This window comes from Vallitalea maricola, assembly GCF_036985595.1.
Lineage (GTDB): Bacteria > Bacillota > Clostridia > Lachnospirales > Vallitaleaceae > Vallitalea > Vallitalea maricola.
This window is the reverse complement of record NZ_BTPU01000052.1, coordinates 31,152-57,062: the sequence shown is the minus strand read 5'-3', so window position 1 is coordinate 57,062 and position 25,911 is coordinate 31,152. Positions and strand designations below refer to the sequence as shown.

14 protein-coding genes are annotated in these 25,911 nt (G+C 30.9%); 12 read left to right on the top strand and 2 right to left on the bottom strand.

Features of this window, described 5'->3' with window-relative positions; all coding sequences use genetic code 11:
• The 9 genes from AACQ14_RS15340 to AACQ14_RS15300 form a co-directional block, all read left to right on the top strand.
• Positions 1-2,277, top strand: a 2,277-nt coding sequence (locus tag AACQ14_RS15340) for a beta-ketoacyl synthase N-terminal-like domain-containing protein (RefSeq protein WP_339364464.1), incomplete at its 5' end; no start/stop codon positions are given.
• A 16-nt stretch (positions 2,278-2,293) separates the two neighbouring features.
• Positions 2,294-5,491: a non-ribosomal peptide synthetase gene (locus AACQ14_RS15335; RefSeq protein ID WP_339364463.1), complete on the top strand. Its 3,198-nt coding sequence runs from the start codon at positions 2,294-2,296 to the stop codon at positions 5,489-5,491.
• 28 nt (positions 5,492-5,519) lie between these two features.
• Entirely contained in the window at positions 5,520-7,043 is a 1,524-nt protein-coding gene (locus tag AACQ14_RS15330; protein WP_339364462.1) for a condensation domain-containing protein, read from the top strand.
• Between the two features lie 33 nt (positions 7,044-7,076).
• Positions 7,077-9,794: a non-ribosomal peptide synthetase gene (locus AACQ14_RS15325; RefSeq protein WP_339364461.1), complete on the top strand. Its 2,718-nt coding sequence runs from the start codon at positions 7,077-7,079 to the stop codon at positions 9,792-9,794.
• Positions 9,787-15,546, top strand: coding sequence for an SDR family NAD(P)-dependent oxidoreductase (locus AACQ14_RS15320; protein ID WP_339364460.1), 5,760 nt, complete (start codon positions 9,787-9,789; stop codon positions 15,544-15,546). Before AACQ14_RS15325 ends, AACQ14_RS15320 begins: the two co-directional genes overlap by 8 nt.
• A 46-nt stretch (positions 15,547-15,592) precedes the next feature.
• Positions 15,593-15,847, top strand: a complete 255-nt coding sequence (locus tag AACQ14_RS15315) for an acyl carrier protein (RefSeq protein ID WP_339364458.1) — start codon at positions 15,593-15,595, stop codon at positions 15,845-15,847.
• A gap of 28 nt (positions 15,848-15,875) precedes the next feature.
• A complete protein-coding gene (locus AACQ14_RS15310) occupies positions 15,876-17,447 on the top strand; it encodes a B12-binding domain-containing radical SAM protein (RefSeq protein ID WP_339364457.1) in 1,572 nt (523 codons plus the stop codon).
• Between the two features lie 200 nt (positions 17,448-17,647).
• Positions 17,648-18,502 (top strand): AraC family transcriptional regulator, encoded by an 855-nt coding sequence (locus tag AACQ14_RS15305; RefSeq protein WP_339364456.1) that lies wholly within the window; start codon positions 17,648-17,650, stop codon positions 18,500-18,502.
• Positions 18,503-18,709: 207 nt separating this feature from the next.
• Positions 18,710-20,293 (top strand): BtrH N-terminal domain-containing protein, encoded by a 1,584-nt coding sequence (locus tag AACQ14_RS15300; protein ID WP_339364455.1) that lies wholly within the window; start codon positions 18,710-18,712, stop codon positions 20,291-20,293.
• 81 nt (positions 20,294-20,374) lie between these two features.
• On the opposite strand, the gene AACQ14_RS15295 is transcribed toward AACQ14_RS15300, so the two are convergent.
• Positions 20,375-21,163 carry a sugar phosphate isomerase/epimerase family protein gene (locus tag AACQ14_RS15295; RefSeq protein ID WP_339364454.1) on the bottom strand — a complete coding sequence of 263 codons (789 nt, stop codon included), beginning with the start codon at positions 21,161-21,163 and terminating at the stop codon, positions 20,375-20,377.
• A gap of 204 nt (positions 21,164-21,367) precedes the next feature.
• On the opposite strand from AACQ14_RS15295, the gene AACQ14_RS15290 reads away from it, so the two are divergent.
• From AACQ14_RS15290 to AACQ14_RS15280, 3 genes are all read left to right on the top strand, one after another.
• A complete protein-coding gene (locus tag AACQ14_RS15290) occupies positions 21,368-22,228 on the top strand; it encodes an AraC family transcriptional regulator (protein WP_339364453.1) in 861 nt (286 codons plus the stop codon).
• An 83-nt stretch (positions 22,229-22,311) separates the two neighbouring features.
• Positions 22,312-23,007 carry a ThuA domain-containing protein gene (locus tag AACQ14_RS15285; protein WP_339364452.1) on the top strand — a complete coding sequence of 232 codons (696 nt, stop codon included), beginning with the start codon at positions 22,312-22,314 and terminating at the stop codon, positions 23,005-23,007.
• A gap of 3 nt (positions 23,008-23,010) precedes the next feature.
• The gene (locus AACQ14_RS15280; RefSeq protein ID WP_339364451.1) at positions 23,011-24,072 is read left to right on the top strand and encodes a Gfo/Idh/MocA family protein; all 1,062 of its coding nucleotides are present in this window, start codon (positions 23,011-23,013) and stop codon (positions 24,070-24,072) included.
• 239 nt (positions 24,073-24,311) lie between these two features.
• Here the strand turns inward: AACQ14_RS15280 and spoVB are convergent, their stop codons facing one another.
• Positions 24,312-25,844, bottom strand: a complete 1,533-nt coding sequence (spoVB, locus tag AACQ14_RS15275; RefSeq protein ID WP_339364450.1) for a stage V sporulation protein B — start codon at positions 25,842-25,844, stop codon at positions 24,312-24,314.
• Positions 25,845-25,911: the final 67 nt, after the last annotated feature.

Sequence of the window (25,911 nt, the reverse complement as noted above, 5' to 3'; positions counted from 1 at the left end):
AAAGGATTAATTGGACTTTTTGCTAGTACAGGATTAAGCCATTATTTATTAAATTATATATATCCTAATAGTGACAATTTAAAAGATATTAATCCTTTACAAATTATTTTAGGTAATGAAAAAGATTATCTACCTACATATGTTTCATATAAATTGAATTTAAGAGGTCCAAGTCTTGCTGTTCAGACTTCTTGTTCATCGTCGTTAGTATCTGTACATTTAGCTTGTGAATCTTTATTGACCTATGCTTCAGATATGGCATTAGCAGGAGGTGTTAATATCACTGTACCTCAGGCAGAAGGCTATACTTATTTAGATGGAGGTCTATTATCAAGAGATGGTCATTGCCGTTCCTTTGATAATCAGGCTAGTGGTACTGTATACAATGACGGTGTGGGAATTGTGTTATTAAAGAGAATGGAAGATGCACTGAAAGATGGGGATTATATATACGCAACGATTAAAGGGTCAGCCATGAATAATGATGGAGCTGTCCGAGCAGGTTATATGGCACCAAGTGTAGACGGGCAAAGAGAAGTGATATTGCGTGCTTTATCTCATTCAGATGTCCCACCTGAAACCATTAGTTATATTGAAACACATGGGACGGCTACACCATTAGGTGATGCCATTGAATTAGAGGCTCTTTTGCAAGCCTATGGAGCACAATCAAATAAAAAAGGTGTCTGTGCATTAGGTTCTGTTAAACCTAATATTGGACATACAGGTGTTGTATCGGGTGTTGCAGGACTTATAAAAGTTGCACTAGCATTAAAAAACAAAATACTACCACCATCCCTTAATTTTGAAGAACCTAATGAACAAGTTAGGTTGGAAGATAGCTTTTTTTATGTAAATACTCAACTAATACCATGGAATGCTATCCAACCGTTAAGAGCAGGTTTAAGCTCTTTTGGACTTGGTGGTACGAATGTTCATATGGTGTTAGAAGAAGCACCTAGGATAAAATCTGATGACTCTAATAAAAAATGGCATTTAATTCCGTTGTCTGCTAAGTCGCAAACAGCTTTACAGAATAAGATAATCCAATTAAATAAATACATGATAAACCATACTTCATGTAATATAGCTGATATAGCCTATACTTTGCAAGTAGGTAGAGAAAGTTATGATTATCGTTATTATGTTATATGTAATAAAAATTATGTACCATCAAACAAATTAAATAGCATCTATTCGGATACAGAGACAAGAAGCTGTTTAGTGGATAATGAAAAAACAGTTCAATTCGTTTTTCCAAATACCATATATGGTGAAAGGAATATTTACGTAACACTCTACCATGAAGAACCTCTATTTAGAGAATCTATTGATTTATGTGCTGAGAAAATATCAATAGTATTAAATAATGATATGAGAGCTATAGACATGTTGACTAAATGGCAGAGTAAACAAGAAGAAGTCTATGAGAATCTTATGACTATGATGATAACATATAGCTTAGGAAAGTTATGGTGCCAATGGGGAGTTCATTACAAAAGTGTTAGTGGTATTGGTATTGGTGAAATTACTAAAGCTCTTTTTATTAAAGATATAACTTTAGATGAAGCAATAAGATGTATTCTAGACAGTACAACACTAAATGAAAAAGGAATAGTACTAACAAAACAGAAGAATATCTTATCCAAAGAATCAATAGATGATTCAACAATTATACTAATAATAAATTCTGGTGATTACTTAAACTATATAGACGAAGAAATAGTTGAAAAAGTAACTATCATAGGATCCATAGATATTAAGGATATAACATCACATGATATAACATATGCTTTGATACATACATTAGGACAATTATGGTCAATGGGTGTTCCAATAGAATGGGGAAATTATTATAGGCAAGAAAAACGCTTAAGAATATCTCTTCCTACGTATCCTTTTGAAAGAGAGAGATATTGGATAGATAATAAAGTGAGTAAAGAAAAGGTAGTAGAAAAGACAGAAAAAACTGATGTTGCTTCTGGGTCAGTTATCGTATCTCATGATGATGTACAAGAAACATTAGTCAATCTATGGAAACAACAATTTGGCTTATCGTCTATAGCCATAGATGATAATTTTTTTGAGTTAGGTGGTTATTCTCTTATGGGTACATCTCTTGTAAATCAGATAAATAAAATATTTGGTTTAGATATGTATCTTAGAGAATTATTTGAGAATCCAACCATAGAAGAATTAACTGATATAGTTATGAATGCTTATCTTATGAAAATTGATGATAAAACCTTTAAAGAGTTACTTCAGGATATTGAATAGAGTGAAGGAGCAGAGTATGAATAATTTATATCCACCTTTAAGAAGAAGGAAGCAGGATAATAATATATATCCCCTTTCTTTTGGACAGAAACGATTATGGCTTATTAATCAACTGAATATAGAGGGTACAGAGTATAATCTACTAAAAGGAACGATTATAAAAGGTAAAATAGATATATCAATACTTAAAAGAAGTATAGAGATTATTATTAATAGGCATGATATACTTCGTACTATTTTTAGTAATTATGGTGAAGAAGTGAGGCAACATGTTTTACCTGCAATAAAATTACCATTAACTATTATATATAATCAAGGAACTTCAATAGAGGCACATAGTACATTAGATAATATTATAGAAGAAGAAAGACAGCATGTTTTTGATTTATCTCAAGGACCTTTGTTTAACATGCATTTTATCCAAATGCAAGAAAAAGAGTATGTGTTTCTTTTCAATATTCATCATATTGTATCTGATGCATGGTCCATTCAATTGTTTTTAAAAGAAGTTCTAGAAGTTTATCTTATATTGATAAAAGGTAGGAACATAGAAGAGAGTGAAAACAGGCTTCAATATGGTGATTATACTTTGTGGCAGCATGAGTGTTATGAGATGGGGTTATATAATAAGGATATTGATTATTGGTATAAGCAATTAGAACATATACCATTATTAGAGATGCCCTATGAAAGTTCTAAATCAAGTAATAATAGTCATCAAATAACATATACCTTCGAAAAAGAAATTATAGATAAAATGACATCATTATGTAAGAAAAAAAAAGTGACAAGTTTCATATTCTTGCTGACTTGCTTCAATATACTTATTAAGGGGTATACGAGTCAAGAAGATATAGCAATAGCATCACCTGTATTAGGAAGACAAGAATATGAAATGGAGTCTATGATGGGTTTCTTTACTAATACTGTTATTCTTAGAAATAAAATTACTTCTGGTATGTCCTTTTATCAATTACTTAATCAAGTGGCTGCAACTGTATTAGATGCCTACGATTATCAAAAAGTGGATTTAGGATTGATAATGAATAGTCTGTCAAAGGAGCAAAGTAAGTCTGTAAATTCTATATTACAGATTTTCTTTAGCTATTATCATAGACAATTAGAAAATATTCACATAGGACAACTTTCATTAGAATCAATGGATATAGATGTTAAGACATCTAAATTTCCTTTTAGTGTAGAAATAGAAGAGTATAATGGAAACTTGGATATGCATATAGCATACAATGAAGATACATTTACAATGACCACTGTTGATAATATGGCAAAGCAATATAAACATATTATAGAACAAATTGTAGATAATCCAGATACGAACATAGATGAAATTTCACTATTGAATCAAGTGGAGATAGAAGAAATAATAGAAAAATGGAATGATACTTATACACCTATAGATGAGAATAAAATGATATATGAATTGTTTGAGGACAGGGTAAAAGATGACGGAACCAAAATAGCTGTTATACAGGGTGATAAGAAGCTTAACTATAGAGATCTTAATAATCAATCTAATAAAATAGCTTCATTCCTTACAAATCAAGGAACGAAAAATGAGGAACCTATTATCGTTTGTTTAGAATCTAATATAAATCTTATAGCTGTATTAATAGGTATATTAAAAGCAGGATGCTGTTATGTGCCTCTAGATCCTGAGCTGCCTTTTAATAGGATGAATAAAATAATAGAAGATGTATCACCTAGGTTCATTGTCACAAGTAAGGAGCAATATAATATTTTCTCAGATATCCAATCAGCTTCTGTTATCACAGTAGATGAGATGAATAAAAACAATGGTTTTAAATATCTTAACAGAAGTAAGGTTAGTTCTGATTTGGCATATATTATGTATACTTCTGGTACTACAGGACAGCCAAAAGGAGTAGAAATAACCCATCAATCAGTGGTTAATTTTATATATTCCATGTCTCATGAACCAGGTATTCATAGAGAAGATGTTTTACTAGCTGTGACCAGTTATGGTTTTGATATTTCTGTTCTTGAAATGTTCTTACCTTTGGTTAATGGAGCATGCTTAATCATGACAAGTAGGGAAGAGGCGAGAGATGGTTATGAACTAAAAAAAATAATGGATAAATATAAGCCTACAATCATGCAGGGGACACCTGCTACTTGGAGACTACTGATTAACTCCCAATGGACAGGTGATAAGAAAAGATTAAAGATTCTCTGTGGTGGAGAAATATTGGATAAAAAGTTAGCTATGGCATTATGTCATAGGGGAAAAGAAGTATGGAATATGTATGGACCTACTGAAACAACTATCTGGTCTATGATATATAGAGTTAAGGGTTATGAAGATATGATTCCAATTGGAAAGCCTATAGCTAATACAAGGATATATATACTGGATGAACAACTTAATCCAGTACCAGTAGGGGCTATAGGTAATATATATATCAGTGGTAAAGGTGTAGCTAAGGGATATAGGAATAAACTACAGCAATCTCAAAAGCTGTTTATACCCGATAAATTTGTTAATGGATTTAGGATGTATAATACAGGTGATAAAGGTAAATATAGTGAAGATGGTGTGATATATTACTGTGGTAGAACAGATTCCCAATTTAAAATAAGAGGTCATCGTATTGAAGCAAGAGAAATAGAACATACTGTACTAAAATACAATGGTATAAGCTGTTGTATTATTGCTGAATACATGGATATGGCAGGTGAAAAAAACTTAGCTCTCTATATGGAATTAGAACATGATAAGCATATTTCTCTAGAATCATTACAGAACTATTTAAGGCAGCATTTACCATATTATATGTTGCCCTCTTACTATACAATTATGGACAAGTTACCTGTAACAACTAATGGAAAAATTGATAGAAAAAGCTTACCACAACCACAAAAAAGAATGCTGAATGAAGGAGATATATACCAAGCACCTACGAATGATTATGAGAAAAAACTGGTTCAGATATGGGAAGATGTTCTGAAGGTTCAACCTATTAGTGTTAAAGATAATTTTTTCGCACTTGGTGGTCACTCCCTGTTGGGTTCAATTATATTGACCCATATTAATAAAGCCTATGATTGTACTATCACATTAAAAGACATATTTGAAAATCCTACTATAGCACAGCTTGCAGAGGTAATTGTTAAGGAACAAATGAGCCAATTAGGTGACAGCGAATTTGAAGAATTAATCAATGAAATGAATTAATATAAAGGTAATGAAATGAGGTAAAGAGTTGATAGACAATAATCGATTAGAAATAATCAATAAACTTCCAGAAGAAAAAAGAAAAGAGTTCTATAGAAAATTACAAAAAAAAATAGCTAATCAAAAAACCGAGGTTACATTAAGAAAATATGATCGCAGCGAGCTCATACCTTTATCAACAATACAAGAACAGATATGGTTTTATGAGCAGATTATACCTGAAAATGCTGCATATAATGTACCTATCGCCTTACATTTAAAAGGATATATACATAAAGATTTATTGCAGCAAGTTATGGAAGATATAACTAAGAGACATGAAATACTAAGAACTACTTTTAAAATGGTAGAAGGTGTGCCTTACCAATTCATACAAGATGAGATAAAACCAGAAATACAGATTATAAATATAGATGATTATCATGAGGATAAACGTGAATATGCGATGAAATTAGTATCTGAATATGCTAAGTTAAGCTTTGATCTGTCAGTTTGTCCATTGTTTAGAATGGTACTTTTTCAATTAGATGAGAACGACCAAATCTTATTATTTGTTATACATCATCTTTTATGTGATAATTGGTCATTACGGCTCTTGATAAATGAAATAGTAACGTTATACAAAAATAAATTAGATGGGAACACTAAATCTTTAGGTATACCATCTATTCAATATGCTGATTATTGTTTCTGGGAAAGAGATATCATGAAGAATTCAGCATTTATTGAAAAGGCTGACTACATGAAAACTAAATTAAAAGATAAAATAAGAGAATTACCTCTGCCATATGACCATAAACGAGGTGATATCAATAAATGGAAGTCAAAAAGTTTATCTTTCCAATTAGGAGACGTCCAGAGAGAGAAGATAAAAGAATTAACTATAAATGAGAATAAAACAACCTATATGGTACTTTTTAGCGTATATAGTATCTTAATCTATCGTTATACAAGGGTAAGAGATATTTTGATAGGAACATCTTTTTCTAATCGACCTAATGTGAATAGTGAATTTGTTCTGGGACCTTTTATTAATATATTAATGATGGTGACAGAGATAGAGAAAGGTTGTACGTTTAGAGAGGTTCTAAACAAGGTTAGGGATAATGTATTGGATTATCATGAACATAGAAAAATACCTATGTATTCCATCATCAAAGACTTAAATATTGAGAGAAATGCTAATACTTTATCAATGTTTCAAGTTTTTTTTGATTTCCTTAATTTTGATCTTGAAGAATGGGTTATAGAAGCACCAAAGGATCTAAAAATGGAGTTTTATATACATTATGATATACTTAATGACCTTAATACACCAAAATTTGATTTAGATCTTACCATGTGGGAAACCAAGGATAAAATTGGAGGTAATATTGAATATGCTATAGATGTATTCGAGGACGAAACAATTCAAGAAATGGTAAAACATTTTAAAATTCTTCTTGACGCCATGTTAACTAATCTGGATGAAAAAATAGATAATATACCACTTTTTCAAGGTTATAATCAGTCTTATGAAAAGCTTATACAAGAAACAGATTTTAATTTCTAGCCATATGCAAAGTGCTAATGAGAGGAGATAAGAATGAGTACACAAGTAACTAGTATTTTTAACCAAAAAATGTATTGGAGAGAAATGGCAAAAATACCTACAATGGAAACAACAATCTTACTAGATTATAAACGCTCAAATATATGGTCAGATAATTATGATCAGGTGTGCTTAGAGATTAATGGTGAAGAGTATAAGAGGTTATGTGAACTAGTAAAAGAATCAGATTTAAAACTATTTATTACTTTAACAAGTATTGTTACACTTGTACTTCACAAACACACCATGAATAAATATATAGCTGTAGGTATACCCACATATCCCATACGTGCAGATAAAGTTCCATCAATACTTCCAGTTAATATAGGTATAGAAGAAATGGATTCCTTTAAAACGTTATTAGTGAATATGCGTAATCTCATATGTGGTGCTTATAGTAATAATGAATTATCGTTTGATGAGATTATGGAATTATTTGATATTACCAAAGAGACAAATCGTTGTCCTATGATAGATGTTATAGTTGGATTAACTAATCTACATGGAGAAATAAATATCCCACATCATAAAAATGATATAGGTTTCATATTCCATAAATGTGACAATTGTGTAACATTATCTCTAGAATATAATGCATCCCTATATAAGAAATCAACTATAGAAAATCTTAAAAATCATTTTAAGTTTGCTTTAACAACTGTGATGGATAATCTTGAAAATACTATTGAAAAAATTTCGTTACTAAGCCTTAACGAGAAAGCAAAGATATTTACATTTAATAATACACAAAAAAATTTTTCTATAACTGTGAGCACTATAAGATTGTTTGAACAACAAGTAAAAGCTAATCCTAATGCAATAGCTGTTGAACATAGAGGAGATACATTAACTTACTATCAATTGAATCAAGAATCTAATCGCTTAGCAAGATTGCTATATGATCTGAACGTAGAAAAAGGTCAATATGTTGCAATACTAGAAGAGCGTGGAATTAATTTTTTAATAGCTATGTTGGCAGTATTAAAGACAGGTGCTGCATTTGTACCTATTGATTCCATGTATCCAAAAGACAGAATTGATTATGTGTTAAATAATAGCCAAGTAAGTAAAATAATTACATCAAGTTTATTTATACAAGAAATAGATATTAATAAGAGTCAATTAACGACGATTATCTGTTTGGACAATCCTATAGATGAGACATTAAATCTTTTTATAGAGCAGAACCACCATATAACCATATGTAAGAAGGATCAATATATGTGTATGCCTAATGATAATCTAGATGTTCCTATTAGTTTATCAGATCCAATATATATGATGTATACATCTGGCTCAACAGGTCTTCCAAAAGGAGCTATTAATCGTCATGATGGTGTACTTAATCATATATATGCAGAGCTGGATATGATTAATTTACATGGTCCTATTAATTTCTTGCAAAGTGCTCCTACTTCAACAGATATATCTATTTGGCAATTTTTAACAGGTATTTTATTAGGTGGACAGACTACAATAATTGATTATCATGATTTTTGCAGTATTAATATTTTATTGTCTTTTCTAGAACATAGAGCTATTACCATAATGGAAGTAGTTCCATCTTTTATGAATGCAATGATTCATTATCTTAGTCAATTACCTATAGAAAAACGTAGACTAACCAACTTAAAATGCCTTATTGTGACAGGAGAAGTTGTTTCAGTGGATATGATTAACAGTTGGTTAAAGTTATTTCCAGATATACCTGTTGCTAATGCTTATGGACCAACAGAAGCATCTGATGATATAACACAGTACATGATTAGAAAACCTCTATCAGATAATATGATGAGAGTACCTATAGGTAAGCCGTTAGCGAATCTCAATATTTATATATTTGATTCTAAAATGAATTTATTACCTATGGGTGTTCCTGGAGAAATCGGAGTTTCGGGTATAGGAGTTGGTAACGGTTATTGGGAGAATAAGACATTAACTGATAAGGCTTTTGTTCCTAATTGCTTTGCAAAAGAGAGAGGAGATATCATCTATAAAACAGGTGATATTGGTAGATGGTTACCTGATGGTAATATTGAGATTATAGGAAGAAAAGATGACCAGGTCAAGATTAGAGGATACCGTATAGAATTAGACGAAATAAAATGTCGATTGTTAGAATATGAGGGTATTAGTGAAGTAGTACTAATAGCAAAAGAAAATGAAAAAGGTGATAAGTATATCTGTGCATATATTGTCGCTAATTCCAATACCCAAAATACAAAAATTAATCAACAGGATATAAAAAAATGGTTAAAAGACAAATTACCTATTCATATGATTCCACAGCATATTATAGAAGTAGATAAGATTCCTTTATTATTGAATGGAAAAATAGATAAAAAAAATCTGCCAGAACCTGTGAGGAATAAAAAGTTAATACCACCAGAGACGAATGTACAAAAGAAACTTATATCAATATGGTCATCTGTGTTAGCAATAGAAGAAAAATATATCGGTATAGATTCTAATTTCTTTGATCTTGGAGGTACATCCATTAGTACAATTGAGGTAAAGTCAAGGATTAAACAAAAATTTTCTTTAGATATCTCAATAGTTGATTTATTCAGATATGTTTCTATAAGAGAACTTGCAACAGTTATGGCGCAAGAAGATACACCATCTTCAATAATAACCGAAACAATATTGCAAGATTCTGTGGATACAATTGATGAAACATTGCATTTATTGGAGGCGATAGGAGATGAATGATAACGCCTATTCAGGATTAGAAGTAGCTGTCATTGGAATGGCTTGCCGTTTTCCACAAGCACGTAATACGCAAGAGTTCTGGGAGATCATTCAACAGGGAAAAGAAACAGTTACATCTATTTCTCATGATGAATTAATTAAGAATAATGTGGATGAAAGTATTATTAGTGACCCTAATTATGTCACATATGGTAGTTACTTAGAGGATAAACAATATTTTGATGCTTCCTTTTTTAATTATTTACCCAGTGAAGCTAAAATAATGGATCCACAAATGCGTATATTTCATGAATGTGTTTGGGAAGGGCTAGAAGATGCAGGTTGTAATCCATCCACTTATAAGGGTGTTATTGGGTTATTTGCTGGAGCAGGTAATAATTATAATTGGCAATCCTTATCCTTAATTGAACAAGAAAAAGGTGATGTGGATACTTTTAGTGCCAAACACTTAACTAATAGAGATTTCATGAATTCTAAGATTGCTTATAAACTTAATTTAAATGGTCCTGTGGTCAATATCCAGACAGCATGTTCTACTTCTCTTGTGTCGATTCACTTAGCGTCTAGAAGTCTTCTGCTTGGTGAATGTAATGTTGCTGTAGCTGGTGGAGTAACCCTTCTAAGTACACTAAAAACAGGTTATATGTATAGAGAAGGAATGATTCTTTCTTCAGATGGTCATTGTCGGGCTTTTGATGAAAATGCCAATGGTACAGTATTTGGAGAAGGAGCAGGAGTTGTTGTACTTAAGCGTCTAAAGAATGCTATAGCAGATGGTGATGTAATTCATGCCATTATTAAAGGATCAGCTATTAATAATGATGGTACTAGAAAGATTGGTTATACAGCACCAAGCATAGATGGCCAAGTAGAAGTTATGCAGAGAGCTCAGAAAATATCAAAAGTTCTACCAAGTACGATTGGGTATATTGAAGCTCATGGTACCGGAACAGTACTTGGAGATCCTATAGAGTTTGAAGCATTAAAACAAGCCTATGGTAAAGATAGAACTATTACATGCAGTATTGGATCAGTGAAAGCTAATATAGGTCATCTTGATAATGCAGCAGGAGTAGCATCGTTCATTAAAACAGTTTTAATTCTCAAACACAAAAAGATACCACCATTAGTTAACTTTGTAAAACCTAATCCTAAAATGATTGTTCAAGGAAGTGCATTTTATTTTAACAGGGAATTAAAAGATTGGTATGCACAAGAGGTGCCACGAAGAGCGGCAGTAAGCTCTTTAGGTATAGGAGGAACCAATGCACATATGATATTGGAAGAGTATTCTTTGCCTCCAAGCCAACCAAGTTATCGTAAATATCAATTAATAATCTTGTCAGCTATGACAAAGAATGCACTTGAGAATATGATATATAGAATGAGCAGTTGTATGGTCAACATGAACAATAATGATTTAGGTAATACAGCTTATACATTGGCAACTGGAAGAAAAGATTTTGCTTATCGTAGATTTATGGTATGTCAAAATAAAGAGAATGCTGTAGAATCACTGCAAAGTGGTCTAGAAACCTATAGAGATACTATGAATAATAAAAAGATTATTTTCATGTTTCCTGGGCAGGGTTCACAATATAAGGATATGGGACGTGAACTATACAATACTGAAATATTGTTCAGAAAAGAAATAGATAAATGTATTTCATATATTTACAAAATTTATGGTATAACTTCTAATGACAAAATAAGTTCAGAAGAAGCTTTATACCAATTTTTAAATAACCCGCAATATGTACAAATAGCTATATTTACTTTTGAATATGCGCTAGGTAGGTATCTTATCAATTTGGGTATTAAGCCAGATGTAATGATAGGTCATAGTCTTGGTGAGTATGTGGCTGCATGTATAAGTGGTGTATTTACTTTTGAAGATGCTATAAGACTTTTAAAAGAAAGAGTTCGGTTGGTTGAAACTCTACCAAAGGGAAATATGCTTAGTGTAAGTATGACAAGAGATGAAATAGACTCTATTCTAGATAAATTTAATGTTTCTCTAGCTGCTATAAATGGTGAGTGTGCCTACGTCTTTTCAGGTAAACCTGAAGTGATAGCAGCCGTTAAGAAAGATCTAGATGATATGAATATACCCTGTAATATACTACCCATTGACTATGCATACCATTCCCATATTATGAAAGATATATTTATTGGTTTTAGAACAGTATTAAAACAAATTAATTTCAATAATCCTACCATACCCTACCTATCAAACGTAACGGGTGATTATATTCAGTCAGATGAATCATATGAAGATTATTGGTGTAAGCATATGTATTATCCAGTCAATTATTTAGGAGATATTGATAAGTTATTAGAACACAAAGAGAATATATGGATCGAAGTTGGACCAGGAAAGATTCTTAGCCATTTGGTAAAACAACGTATAATCAATAATAAAGAATTAAAAGTAACCAATAAATTAATTAATTTAACAAGACATCCTTATGAAGATATTAATGATCAACAGCATTTATTACATTCTCTTGGAAAGCTTTGGGCTAGTGGAATAGATATAAATTGGGAGATTTTCTATAGTCATGAAACAAGAAAAGTAATATCGTTACCAACTTATTCTTTTGAAAAGATTGCATATCCCGCTTGTGGTGATCCTTATATATGGCTTTCAAAACGTATGAAAATGAAAGAATTAGGCAAGCAACAAGAAATCTCCAAGTGGTTTTATAGGCCTTCTTGGGAAAGTAAAACATTAATTCCACATAGTCAGCAATTATCTAAGAAAGTTAATATGCTTTTTGGGGAAGATAATAGCTTGAGTAAGGGTTTAATAGATAGGCTGAGAAAGAATGGTGAGAAAGTAATTCATATTGTACCTGGTCAAAAATACAAGCGTATATCTCAGGAAAAGTATGCTATTAATACATCCATAAAAGATGACTATTCAAAATTAATAGATGATATGTATTTATCTCAAAATATACCAGACAGAATCATTCATTTAGGCAACACTTATAGTGATACGAATAGAAATATATATGAAAAAATAAGAACAGGGTTCTATTCATTAATAAACTTGGTTCTTGAAATGGATAATAAACATATATTAGCAGGTAGAGAAATAGTCATTGTAACAAGTGACTTGCATAAGGTATGGGGAACTGAACAAGTAAATCCAGTGAAAGGGTTAACACTAGGTTATATAAAAGTACTCGCTCAAGAATATCCCTCTGTCAATACTTATAATGTGGATATCTCACTAGATGATAATCATGAACTTATAGTAAGTAATATTTATCATGAAATTAAGTATAATTTAGATGATAAAGTAATAGCCTACCGATATGGAAAACGCTGGGTACAAAATTATCAACCATTCGTTTTAAATGGAGGAATGAATAAGCCTGGACGTTTGGAAGAAAGAGGTAATTACATCATTATAGGTGGTCTAGGTAGGCTAGGTTTTATATTAGCAAAGCATTTAATGACTTCATATCAGAGTAGAGTTATATTATTTGGGCGTACGCCGTTGAGTGATTTAGATGAAAAGAAGAAAAAGAGGTTAAATCAGTTAAGGGAGCTAGGAAAAGAGAGTGTTATCTACCAGTGTGGTGATATATCTAAAATAGAAGATATTAAAAAATGTATGGATATGGTAACAGATAAGTTTACTACTATTAATGGTATTATCCATGGAGGAGGTGTAGTAGAGGGTCAATCTATAAATAAAATAAATAAACTAGAAGAAGATGCCTATGAAGAACAGTTTAGTGCTAAGTTGTATGGATTAATGAATCTTAGAGAAGCTGTATCCAATAGAGAAGTTGATTTTTGTCTTATTGTTTCTTCTCTTGCTTCTGTATTAGGGGGATTGGGTTATGGTGCATATGCAGCGACTAATACTTTTATTGATTATGCCATGCAAGCTATTGATGAAGATCACTTTATAGGCATTAATCTCGAAGGACTATATTTTGGTATGGATTCAGTAAATTCTGAGGGGTATATGATCAATGAAAATGAAGTCATCAATGTAATGGACATGGTTATGAATAGTGGTATAGGACCTCAAATTATAGTATCGTCAGGAAGTTTAGAAGAAAGAGTCAATAAATGGGTTAAACAGACTGAAGTGTTTCAAAAACCAGACCAACAACCTGAGATGATACAAGAAAGACCAGATTTATCGGTAGATTATAATCCTCCTATTAGTCATTATGAAATAGAATTACATAAGATTTGGAAAAGCTTCTTTGCCATTGAACAAATAGGTATAGATGATGATTTTTTTGAATTAGGTGGAGATTCATTAAAAGCTATGACACTATCTAAGAGTATATATCATCAGCTTGGTATAGAGATTCCATTAGATCAATTTTTTAATCATCCAACAATTAAAGAATTGGCATACTATATTCAACATACTACCATACCAAAAGATATAGTGAAAGTAGAAGAGAGAAAGCTTCAATATTTTAATGCAGATGATGAACAGTATATTCAAGAAATGATACAGAATGATATGAATATTGAAGCTGTCTATCCATTATCCCATATGCAACTAACAGCACTGAACTATAATATGATGTACTCTAATAAAGAAAATAGTCTTCAATTAGTTAGCTGGATAATGGAAGATTTGGACATTGAACGTTTACAAAATGCATGGGATCAAGTTATTGATAAACATGCTATCCTTCGTACACAATTTATATGGCGTAAGGTAACATCTCCTATACAAGTAATATATAAAACAGTTAATTGGACTCTAGATTTACAGGATATTAGAGAAGTAGAGGAGGATATTGAAAAGAAGATAGGAGAATATACACAAAAAATAATTAAAAGAGGATTTAAAAAAATACCTTATATGGATTTAGTCGTTATGCAAGTGAATGACAGAAAATATAAGGTAATATGGTGGTATAAAAACCTATTATTTGATGGATTTAGTAAGAGTATAATTTTAAATGATGTCATGCATTATTATAATAAAGATAACAAGAAGATGTTATATCCAAAAGAAAGCTTAGCTTATGGTCAATACATAGAATGGATGTATAGGCAGCCAGAGGAAGAAGCAGAGGTATATTGGCAGGAACATATGAAAGGCTATAAAGCAACAGAAATAATTAATAAGCAAAATAATCATAAAGTAACACAAGAAGCTAAACTGTATCACTATACATTGACCCAGGAAGAAAAAAACAAGGTACAATTATTTGCAAAAGAGAATAAATTATCTCTTAATACACTATTAACAGCTTCATGGGCTATTCTACATAGCGAACATTTAGCACAACATGATATATTAATTGGCATGTTAACTTCAGGACGTCCACTAACTCTAGAAGGAGCTAATAATATGGTGGGGTTATTTACAAACATATTGCCGATTCGTGTACAAGTACCTGAAAAGATATCTTTGTCATGGTTAAGTGATTTTCAAGAAAAATTACTTCAAAGTAAAAAATATGAATATGTATCTATTCAGAATATTTCAAAATGGGGTGATATTCCTAATCGTGTATTGCAAGAAGCTATTTATGAAAGAACCATTGTATATGTAGATTATCCATCTCTTAATACGGTAGCTGTAAATAACGTAAGTGACTATATATCCTATAGTGGACTCATAGTACCTATTCGCTGTATCTTAGACGGAGAACTAAATATATGCATAAAGTATGATGGAACATTATATACAACAAAAAAAGTAGAATCTATATCACATAAATTAGTTATGATTCTTAAGCAAATAATAAAATTGTAAATTCGACCTTAATAATTAGAAAAGTTAAGAATAGAGGAGAGAAATGATGGATAAAACAATTGAACAACGTTTTAAAGATGTATTAAAAAGTACTCTAGAGGACAGTGCAATAATTGATAACATTAAATTAGAAGATAGCTTAGTTGATTATGATATGAATTCAATTAGTTTTATTAAAATAGTTGTTGCATTAGAGAAGGAGTTTGATATTGAATTCGATGATGAACAACTAAATGCTGAACAGTTTGCAACATTTGAAGATATTGTTAATAACATTGCAAGTAAAATTAATGAGTCATAAATATTAATATTAAGAATGGAGTAAAATTATGAAAATATGTTTAATTGAACCGCCGGTTCCTTTTGCACAACCAGAAGAACAGTCTTATGAACAAAATAAATATTTATTTCCCAATATAAGTATGGGATATATTGGGGCAGTATTAGAAAAAGAAAAATATGATGTAGATATTATTGAATGTCCAGGTCAGAATATTAGTTCCAAGAAATTATATCAAATAATTGAAGAAAAACAATATGATATGATAGGTTTTATTACATATTATTTTGATGCTGAATTTGCTCTTATTAATTTATCAAGGGTTATCCAGAAGATAAAGAAAAGAGCACCTCTTGCTTATATATTCGCAGGAGGTTATCTCGCTTCATTATGCCCAGAAAAACTTCTAAATGAGATAGTTGGTATAGATTGCTGTGTTATAGGAGAAGCTGAGATGACATGTCTTGAACTTGTTCAACATATTGAGCAAGGTAAGAATACTCAGGATGTCTTAGGTATAGCCTATAAAAACCAAGAACAAATAATAATAAATGAACCTAGACATTATATTGAAAATCTAGATGAATTACCTTTTCCAAAACGAGCATTTATTCATGAAAAATATCCAGTAGCTACGATTATATCTTCAAGAGGTTGTTATGGAAAATGTAAGTTCTGTGTAGATAGAGAATTATATTCTAAGAATAATTGTTATAAAATAAGATATAGAAGCCCACAGAATGTTGTAGCTGAAATAGAGTATTTAGTAAAAAATCATCAAATTAAGAAAATACTTTTCTGCGATGATAACTTTTTGGGAAATTCTATCTTGAAGAAACAGTGGCTAAAGGATTTTTGTGATTTAATGAAAGAAAAACAGATGAATATTACATTTAGAATTGATTCAAGAGCTAATGATGTCATTGCATGTAAAGACAATATTAATCTACTGAAGGAAGTTGGTCTTGTATGTATTTATGTTGGTGTGGAAACATTTTTACAAGAACAATTAGATTATTATGGAAAAGGTGTTACTGTAGAACAGAATATTAAGGCTATCGAAATAGTTAGAGATGCTAATTTACAACTCAAATATGGCTTTATCATGCTGCAACCTTATACAACATTAGAAGAAATAAGTAAAAATATACGTATTTTAAAAGAATTAGAAATATACAAGTATTCTCATCCATGTCAAGATTTACATTTGGCAGGTATTAGGCGATTATTTGCACCTCCTGGCATAGAGCTGAATACTCAATTAAAAGAGCAGCAGCTGGAATCTGAAAACAAATTCCATTATGATTTTGTAGATGAGAAAGTAAGCTTATTCTATACAATTGCGCTAGAATGGAAGGAGAGATTCAATAAATATATACCACTATATTATTTATATAATAAGGCAGAATTAAACGGAACAAAAGATGTAGTGAAACAGCTTATTAATGGGAATGAAGAAGTTAAAAAGTTGGATCTTATGTTTACAGAGGAATTGTGTCAAAAGATATTAAATAATGAAATAAGCTCTAAAAATGATAGCTACAACCTATTAGTTACATGGGAAGATATGATAAAAGATATATTTTATAGCTATGATGCAATTAGGTCTCTTGCCATGTAACTCACTATTATAAACATAGGTTTCAGCAAAATATTTAGGCAGAAGGCATATTACTTATTATGTTCCACATATTTAATTGAGTTATTATTCTAAATAGTTATTAAAATGGCAAGAATTGTTAAGTAATTCATGTATTTTTATGATATATTTTATTTGCAGATATAAAACCTTTAGAGCCTAGGAAAGAGGGATATTATACTATGCAGAAAATAGAAAGTGTGATGAGAGCTGTAAAATACATTGATGAACATTATACTGAGGAATTAGATTTTAAAAAAGTCGCATCAAAATTCTATATATCACCCTATTATTTCCACAGAATTTTTTCAAGTATTGTTGGTATGACTGTAACAGAATATATCAAAGAAAGACGATTGTATGAAGCAGGTATATATTTATCTACCACTAATAAATCAATAATAGATATATGTTATGAATGCGGTTTTAGATCATCCCAATCATTTACTAGAACTTTTAAGAATTTCTTTCAAATGTCCCCTAGTAGGTATCGCAAGCTTGGTGATATACCAGTTTTTATATCTGTTAATAATAGAATAAGCCAATTCAAAAAGAATATTGAAGGAGGGATTAATGTGGAACCAAGAATAATTGAATGTGGAGACTTAATAATAGCAGGTGTAACAGGAAATGGTAGCGAAACACATAAACTATGGGAAGAATTTGAGACATTAATAAGTAAAATAGATATTAAAAACAAAAAAACAGAAGATTGCTATGAAATAAGATTTTACGGAGAAAATATTAATCAATGTCATATAGGTTATGAAGTATCATCTATAGATAATACAGATCGTTACTCTTTTATGGAGTTACCCGCTTCAAAATATGCTGCTTTTGAGATCTATGTATCAAAAGGGTATGATAGTAGTAATGAGGCGATAGATAAGTGGTTAGAGGATAATAAAAATAAGTACATTGAAATACTAGCTAAAGATGGATCGAATTATGCAATTGAATTCTATGATGATAGATTTAAAGGTGAAGATGAAGAATCCATTGTTGAGTTATGGATACCTATCAAAGAAATCTCGTAATTTAGTAACTGAGATAACCAGCGTTATAGATCTGTACAGATGGGTAGAATGGTTATATTTTGGGTCTCATCAGCTTAAATGGTAATACGAAAGTAAGTTATGCTCCCGTTGTGATAAAGATAAAATAAAACATTTATCACAAGCAGGAGCATATTTTTATGAAATGAATAGGAAGTAAATCGTTTTGTTAAATTTGGAGGTGAATAAATGCAATTATCATTAACAACCAAAAATATTCAAGGCTATAACTGTTTAGAAAATCTAATTATACCTATTTCTACCTATTGGGATAGAGACCACGAACTCATGTTTCTGGAATCTTGGGATTTTATTTATCGCAAATCAACTGAGTTAGGCAAAATAGGAACTATAGAATATAATGATCCATCTAAAGCTCTATCTTATCTCCAAGAGTATCATGGAATAGGATTTTGTCAACATGAAATGGATACCCCTGAAAACGCTTATAAAATAATTAAACAGGAACTATCAGACAAAAGACCTATTATTATTCATATGGACAGCTATTGGTGTAATTGGTTTACGCCAAATTATCAGAAGATACATAGTAGTCATTTTGGCTTAGTTACAGGCTTTGACTCAATTAATAAAGATTTATTTGTTATAGATTCTCAGTTTGCCACATCTGGTACTACATTAACCTATGATCACTTCTGCAAAGGTCTAGGTTTTGTATTGTCAATACAGATTATGGATAACCAGCAATCAGACTATGATTGGAAAAAGCTTATAATGAATTCTTTGGAAAAGCTTATGGATCCTTCACGTTCATCCAATGCTTTTGATGATATACGTGAATATGCAAAGGATGTTAAGCATGTTAACTTTGAAAATGAAATAGCTAACTTCCATCATAATCCATTTAAAGCACCTATCTTTAATTGTTTAATTAGAATAAAAGAATATAGATATCAATATGCCATTGCCCTAAATTATTTGGCTAAAAAATACAGTATAGATAGTATATTACAGTTTGCAAATAGGATGAAATCTATAGGTGACAATTGGTCCTCTATATTCGGATTACTCTGTAAAGCCTACTATCTACATAACGACTCTCGTCTTCTTGAGAGATTATCAAATAAAATATCAAATTTGGCAGATGTGGAGGAAAAACTCTATAATGATCTACTAACAAGTTGCTGTGTAAAAGAAGAAGTAACACATCATACCATTCAACCCACAATGCAACACCATAATATGGTTATAACAGAATTTACATATATAGATGTACAGTCCCATTTTAATAATAAGGGATTTGGGAGTACTTTGGATTATCAATGTAAAGCTGAGCTATCGAATGAAGGTAAATATTATTACATGGAAGGATTACCAAAAGACGATATATGGCAAGTAGAAAATATGTCGTTTCAAGTCTCCATGCATAAGGACTTACCCTATGATAATATTTCATGTATGGGACAAGTAATTAATATATATGAAACTCCATGTGATTGTATTATGTTTCTTGGTTGTTCTGAACTAGGTAATCACTCAGAAAATATTATGATTGAGTTTTCTGATCTTAGCAAGGAAAAAATTCCTCTTCAATTGACCAATTGGGCACATGAGGATAGCAACTATAATGACATCATAGCTTGGACTGGAAAAGGGGTCAGTCGCAGTTCGGATAGGATAATCATCTATCCATTTCCTACTTTTTTACATGCTAATTGTTATGCCATTAAAACAAAAAAGGCAATAAAAGCATTGTATTTACCATATTGTCCTAACCTTCATATCTTTTCTATTACACTAGGTAATAAATAACAATAGATTAACCATTAAATATATTATGGGCAAATTAGGAGAATAAAAAACGAGCATCAGCTCGTTTTTTTGTGCAACAAATTAAAGAACAAGATTACTCATGTATTTAATAGTATAATCTACTCCTTTGTCTCCTAATTCGCCTTTCCAAGTAGCTGAATGAGGTTCAATACTTAGATTACTATCGTAACCTACTTTGTATAGGATTGCCATGATAGAGTGCCAATCTAGTTGATCCATTCCAGCTGGTGGGTCGTCGTAACGTTTACCATCTACTTTTAGAGCTCCTTTTATATGGAAATGATAAAAACGATTACCCCATTTTGCGATTTCACTTAAATAATTGTCATTATCATCATAATAGCTGTGGGAAGGATCATATTTGATTCCTAATTCATCTAGCTGTCCATGTATAATATTCCAAGCCTTTTCGCTATAAACAAAGTTGTTCCAACGACAATTATAAGTAGCTATCTTAATTCCAAGCTTTTTACCATAAGATAGAAGTTTCTCAAAGAAATTGATGGCTGCTTGACAATTCTCTAGATAACTTAAACTTTCCTGTTCATTACATCCACATACATATACGCCACAGCCTAATTTTTTACAGGCATCAATAAGTTTATATTCTTTTTCTAGTTCATCTTGACATATGTTACCCTTTTCATCAATACGATTAGAGCCCCATCGTCCAATTGAACCAATTTTAATATTATAGATACTAGTCCATTCGATGATTTGATCTACGCTACTTATAAATTCATCTACATCTACATTAATATTAATACATAATTCAATGAAATCAAGTCCCTTGTTTTTAGCCATTATAAAACTTTCTTCTGTAGGATCTGCAATAATTCCTAAGTTCATTTCTATATCCTCCTATAAGTAATAATAAAAATATTTATCTAGGTAAATATTCTTAATAAGAAATAAAATGTAACGGATTACATTTATTGTCGTAATTAAATTATAACATCTTATGAATTAAATTCAACTAAAATAATAAATTTATTATCATTAATGATATAATAGCCAATAAGAAATAAATAACTACAAGTAAGGAGTTAGAATATGGGAGCATTTCGTCAGGAACATATTGTGGACAAAGATTTTCCTTTCTTATTATTTTCTCATGAAGATAATATTACATTTCCTCCCCATTGGCACGATGAAATTGAACTTATATATATGTTGGATGGTGAATGTGAAGTATGGTTGAACAATACGTTATACAAATTGAATAAAGGTAATCTATTAATTATTGGAAGCAGAGAAATACATCATTTCTCAAATAATAAAAAGAGCAGGAAGATATTTATTCAATTCAATCTATGTTTGGTAAGTAACATATATAATGATTTGAATAAGCTAAAGTTCATTAATCCTGTATTTGAAAGTGATAAAATATCAGATGAACATTATAAGATGGAATTAGAACGACAGATTCTAGATCTGAAACAAGAATTCATTCAAAAGAAACCAGCCTATAAATTGAATCTTATGGCTGGGCTTTATAGAATAATAGCAGTACTGCTAAGATTTACACCTATAGAGTATTATTCAAAAGGTGAAAAAACCAAGCAGAATCAACGAATCAATTTGTTGAGGAGAATATATAAGTATGTTGAATATCATTATAATGAGAATATATCCCTTGACCAAATAGCTAAGGTGGCTAATTTTAGTACATATCATTTTACTAGATTTTTTAAAAAGAGTACAGGTATTACATTTCTAAGTTACCTTCACTTATACAGGGTGGAAAAATCCAAGAACCTCTTAGAATCCTCATCCAAAAAAATTATTGAAATAGCTATGCTAAGCGGTTTTGATAACATTAAGACCTATAATAGAGTATTTAAAGATTATACAGGGATGACACCATCGGAATATAGAAAGAATATAGAGAAAATTCAAGATAGCAATATTTGAGAAGTATTAAGCAACTTTTGACAGGACTATCTAAACATGATTATGTAGAATGAAGCTATCATAATGAAATGGAGGTAGTTCTTGTGAAAAAAGCGTTAATTATTTATGGAGGCTGGGAAGGTCATGACCCAGATGGTATTGCTAAGGTATTTGAGAATACTTTGATTGACTGCAATTTTGAAGTAGAGGTTTTTGATACATTAGAGATTCTCCTAGATACTGAAAGATTGAAGACATATCATATAATAATTCCTATATGGACAATGGGATCAATTACTGATAAGCAAATGAAATCCATATCTGAAGCAGTTGCTCATGGAGTTGGACTTGCAGGTTGTCATGGAGGAATGTGTGATGCATTTAGAGATAATGTTGATTGGCAGTTCATGACAGGTGGAAATTGGGTATCTCATCCAGGTGGTGATTTGGTAGAATATGAAGTCAATATCAAGAATAGTTCTAGTAAGATAGTCGAAGGTATTCAGGATTTCAGTGTTAAGAGTGAACAATACTATCTTCATGTAGATCCTGCTATTGAGGTATTAGCTACTACTCGTTTCCCCATTGCTGATGGTTTGCATTTCTTGAATGGATATGTTGATATGCCGGTCGTATGGACAAAAAGATGGGGGGAAGGCAGAGTATTTTACAATTCCTTAGGTCATCAATCAGATATTTTTAATATTCCAGAAGCAATCGAGTTGATGAAAAGAGGTTTCATGTGGGTAGCTGAAGGTAAGGATAAATGTATAAATGAATATAAGGATTGTGGGGTATAGATTATGAGAAAAGTTAAAATCGGTATAGTAGGTTGCGGTAACATAAGTGATATATATCTAAAAAACTGTACAGAAATTTTTGATAATCTAGAAGTTGTTGGCTGTGCAGATTTAATAATAGAACGTGCAAGGGAAAAGGCAAAAAAGTATAATATAAAAACCTACTCAGTCCAAGAACTAATAAATCATGAAGATATAGAGATAATAGTAAATCTAACCATACCTAAGGCTCATAAAGAAGTTTCCATGGCTGCTCTAGAAGCTGGTAAACACACCTACATGGAAAAACCTTTAGCTTTAACAAGAGAAGACGGTAAAGCATTGATAAATAAAGCAAAAGAAAAAGGATTAAAAATAGGTGGTGCACCAGATACTTTTCTAGGTGGTGGCATCCAAACATGTATAGAACTTATTAACAAAGGTGAAATTGGTACTCCTATTGGAGCCACAGCTTTTATGACTTGTCATGGGCATGAGAGTTGGCATCCAGACCCTGAATTTTATTACAAGATAGGCGGGGGACCTATGTTTGATATGGGACCATACTATTTAACCGCACTAATTGCAATGTTAGGCTCTGTCAAACGTGTATCAGGTTCAACCAAAATATCTTTTCCTGAAAGAATGATTACAAGTGAACCTAAAAAAGGTGAAATCATAAAAGTTGATGTACCCACTCATATCTCCGGATTATTGGATTTTGAAAACGGTGCTGTTGGTACAATTATCACTAGTTTTGACGTATGGGGCAGCAATCTACCAATTATTGAAATATACGGTACAGAAGGAACACTGAGTGTCCCCGACCCAAATACATTCGCAGGTCCAGTAAATATTAAAAAAAGTTATGATAAAGAATTCCATGAAGTTGTAATAAATAAAAAATATACTGACAATAGCAGAGGATTAGGCATATCAGATATGGCAAAGGGCATTATACATAATAATGAACATAGAGCCAACGGAGATTTAATATACCATGTCCTAGATATAATGCACGCCTTCCATGATTCATCTATCACAGGTAAACATATTACTCTACAAAGTTCCTACAAAAGTCTTTAAAATGGCTATTAATCACTTATAGGCTAAATTTATTCTTTAACTGTCTTAAACGTGGCAAAAAATAAATAAACCATAGATAGTGATAGTGATAATAACGACTTTTACGGCTTGTTGTATACCTCATACACAGATAAAAACAACAAACGTAACGAGAGTTATTATCACTATCGCTATCTATGGTTCAAATATATAACCGTTGTCTATAATCGTCTTATAACTTGAAGAAATAATCTTACCAATTATCTCTTCTTCCTATTTAAAATAAAATTAACCTCATTTAAATTAATACTACCCGTCAATAGCAGAAGCGGAATACATATTATCATAAATAAACAAATATTAATTAATGTATTTACCAATAATGAAAATGGTAAAGTAATATATCTACTCAGTAAATCAATTGACGAAACAGATGCTAAACAAACTAAAATTGGTTTGACCAACCAGTTCCCTACTTTAAAATTAATAGATGTTATTCGTACAAGATGTATAATATTAAGTGTAGAAACAATAACAAAACTACATAGTAATCCCCAAAGATATCCCTTTAATCCGTACATAGGAATCAATATAAAAATAAAAGCAATTCTAATACTAAGACCTATTACATTATTTCTAAAAACAATCAATTGCTTATTAAGTCCATTCAAGATACTTCCTAGAGTAGTTTGTAGGTAAATAAATGGACATAACCAAGCTAGTATAGTTAATAAAACTCCTACATACTCTTCTTTATATACTATAACTCCCAATGTTTTGCCAAAAGACAAAAATAAAAATGTGCTTAAAATACCAATAAGAATGGTAAATTTCATTGTTTTTGTGGTAGTGAAGTTGATCATTGATTTATTTTTGTTAGCAGAAGCTGCTGATACCGTTGGTAATAACATAAGGGATATGGAGTTAGTAAACACACTAGGAAAAAGGATTAGTGGTAAAGCCATACCAGTTAAAATACCATATGTCCCTAAAGCACTAGAATGAGTTAAGCCGAATAATTGTAATTGTGTTGGAATAAGAATAGTCTCAATGCTAGTCAATATAGTAGTAATCAATCTATTAGAAGTTATTGGTACTGCAATAGCAGATATTTTTTTAAATATTATAAAATAACTTTGAGGTGAACTTGATCTTTCCTTCAATGAATTAAATTTGTAGGCTACTGCTACTATTATGAAAGATACTATTTCTCCACCTACCATCCCAATTATAGCCATCGCACAAGCATAAGTAAGTCCTTTTGGTATGAATAATGATGATAAGAAATATATTATTGTAATTCTAGTAATCTGTTCTATAATCTGAGAAACTGCAGGTACAGTAGGATATTTCAGTCCGTAGAAATAGCCTTTAATACATGATATTATAGCTGTAAAAGGTATTGATATTGCCATGATTTTAATTGCTAGAGCTGTTCGTGGTTCATTGATTAATTTGCTGCTAATTAATTCAGCGTTGAAAATAAGTACTAACATCAAGATAACGGCTAAAGTAAAAGCTATAATTGAAGAGGAACGAATAATCCTTTTTAGGTTAGAATAATTGTTTTTGGCTTTTTCTTCAGCTACAAGTTTTGAAACAGCTGTAAAGATACCTGAACAACATATAGTATAGCATATCATATATATAGGAAACACAAGTTGGTAGAGTCCCATACCTTCAGCACCAATTAAATTACTTAAGTATATTCTATTAGCGAATCCTAATACTCTAGTAATTAGTGCAGCTACAGTCAATATTATGGTTCCTTTTATTACTGAACTTCTTTTCATTATTCTTTCAATCCTTTCATTGTATGTAATAATATATATTTGTTTTTTCTATAGATATGTACTTGTT

Excerpts from the sequence above, each read along its gene's own strand:
- AACQ14_RS15335 (WP_339364463.1), top strand. The coding sequence starts at position 2,294 with ATGAATAATTTATATCCACCTTTAAGAAGAAGGAAGCAGGATAATAAT.
- AACQ14_RS15325 (WP_339364461.1), top strand. The coding sequence starts at position 7,077 with ATGAGTACACAAGTAACTAGTATTTTTAACCAAAAAATGTATTGGAGA.
- AACQ14_RS15320 (WP_339364460.1), top strand. The coding sequence starts at position 9,787 with ATGAATGATAACGCCTATTCAGGATTAGAAGTAGCTGTCATTGGAATG.
- AACQ14_RS15315 (WP_339364458.1), top strand. The coding sequence starts at position 15,593 with ATGGATAAAACAATTGAACAACGTTTTAAAGATGTATTAAAAAGTACT.
- AACQ14_RS15310 (WP_339364457.1), top strand. The coding sequence starts at position 15,876 with ATGAAAATATGTTTAATTGAACCGCCGGTTCCTTTTGCACAACCAGAA.
- AACQ14_RS15305 (WP_339364456.1), top strand. The coding sequence starts at position 17,648 with ATGCAGAAAATAGAAAGTGTGATGAGAGCTGTAAAATACATTGATGAA.
- AACQ14_RS15300 (WP_339364455.1), top strand. The coding sequence starts at position 18,710 with ATGCAATTATCATTAACAACCAAAAATATTCAAGGCTATAACTGTTTA.
- AACQ14_RS15295 (WP_339364454.1), bottom strand. The coding sequence starts at position 21,163 with ATGAACTTAGGAATTATTGCAGATCCTACAGAAGAAAGTTTTATAATG.
- AACQ14_RS15290 (WP_339364453.1), top strand. The coding sequence starts at position 21,368 with ATGGGAGCATTTCGTCAGGAACATATTGTGGACAAAGATTTTCCTTTC.
- AACQ14_RS15280 (WP_339364451.1), top strand. The coding sequence starts at position 23,011 with ATGAGAAAAGTTAAAATCGGTATAGTAGGTTGCGGTAACATAAGTGAT.
- spoVB (WP_339364450.1), bottom strand. The coding sequence starts at position 25,844 with ATGAAAAGAAGTTCAGTAATAAAAGGAACCATAATATTGACTGTAGCT.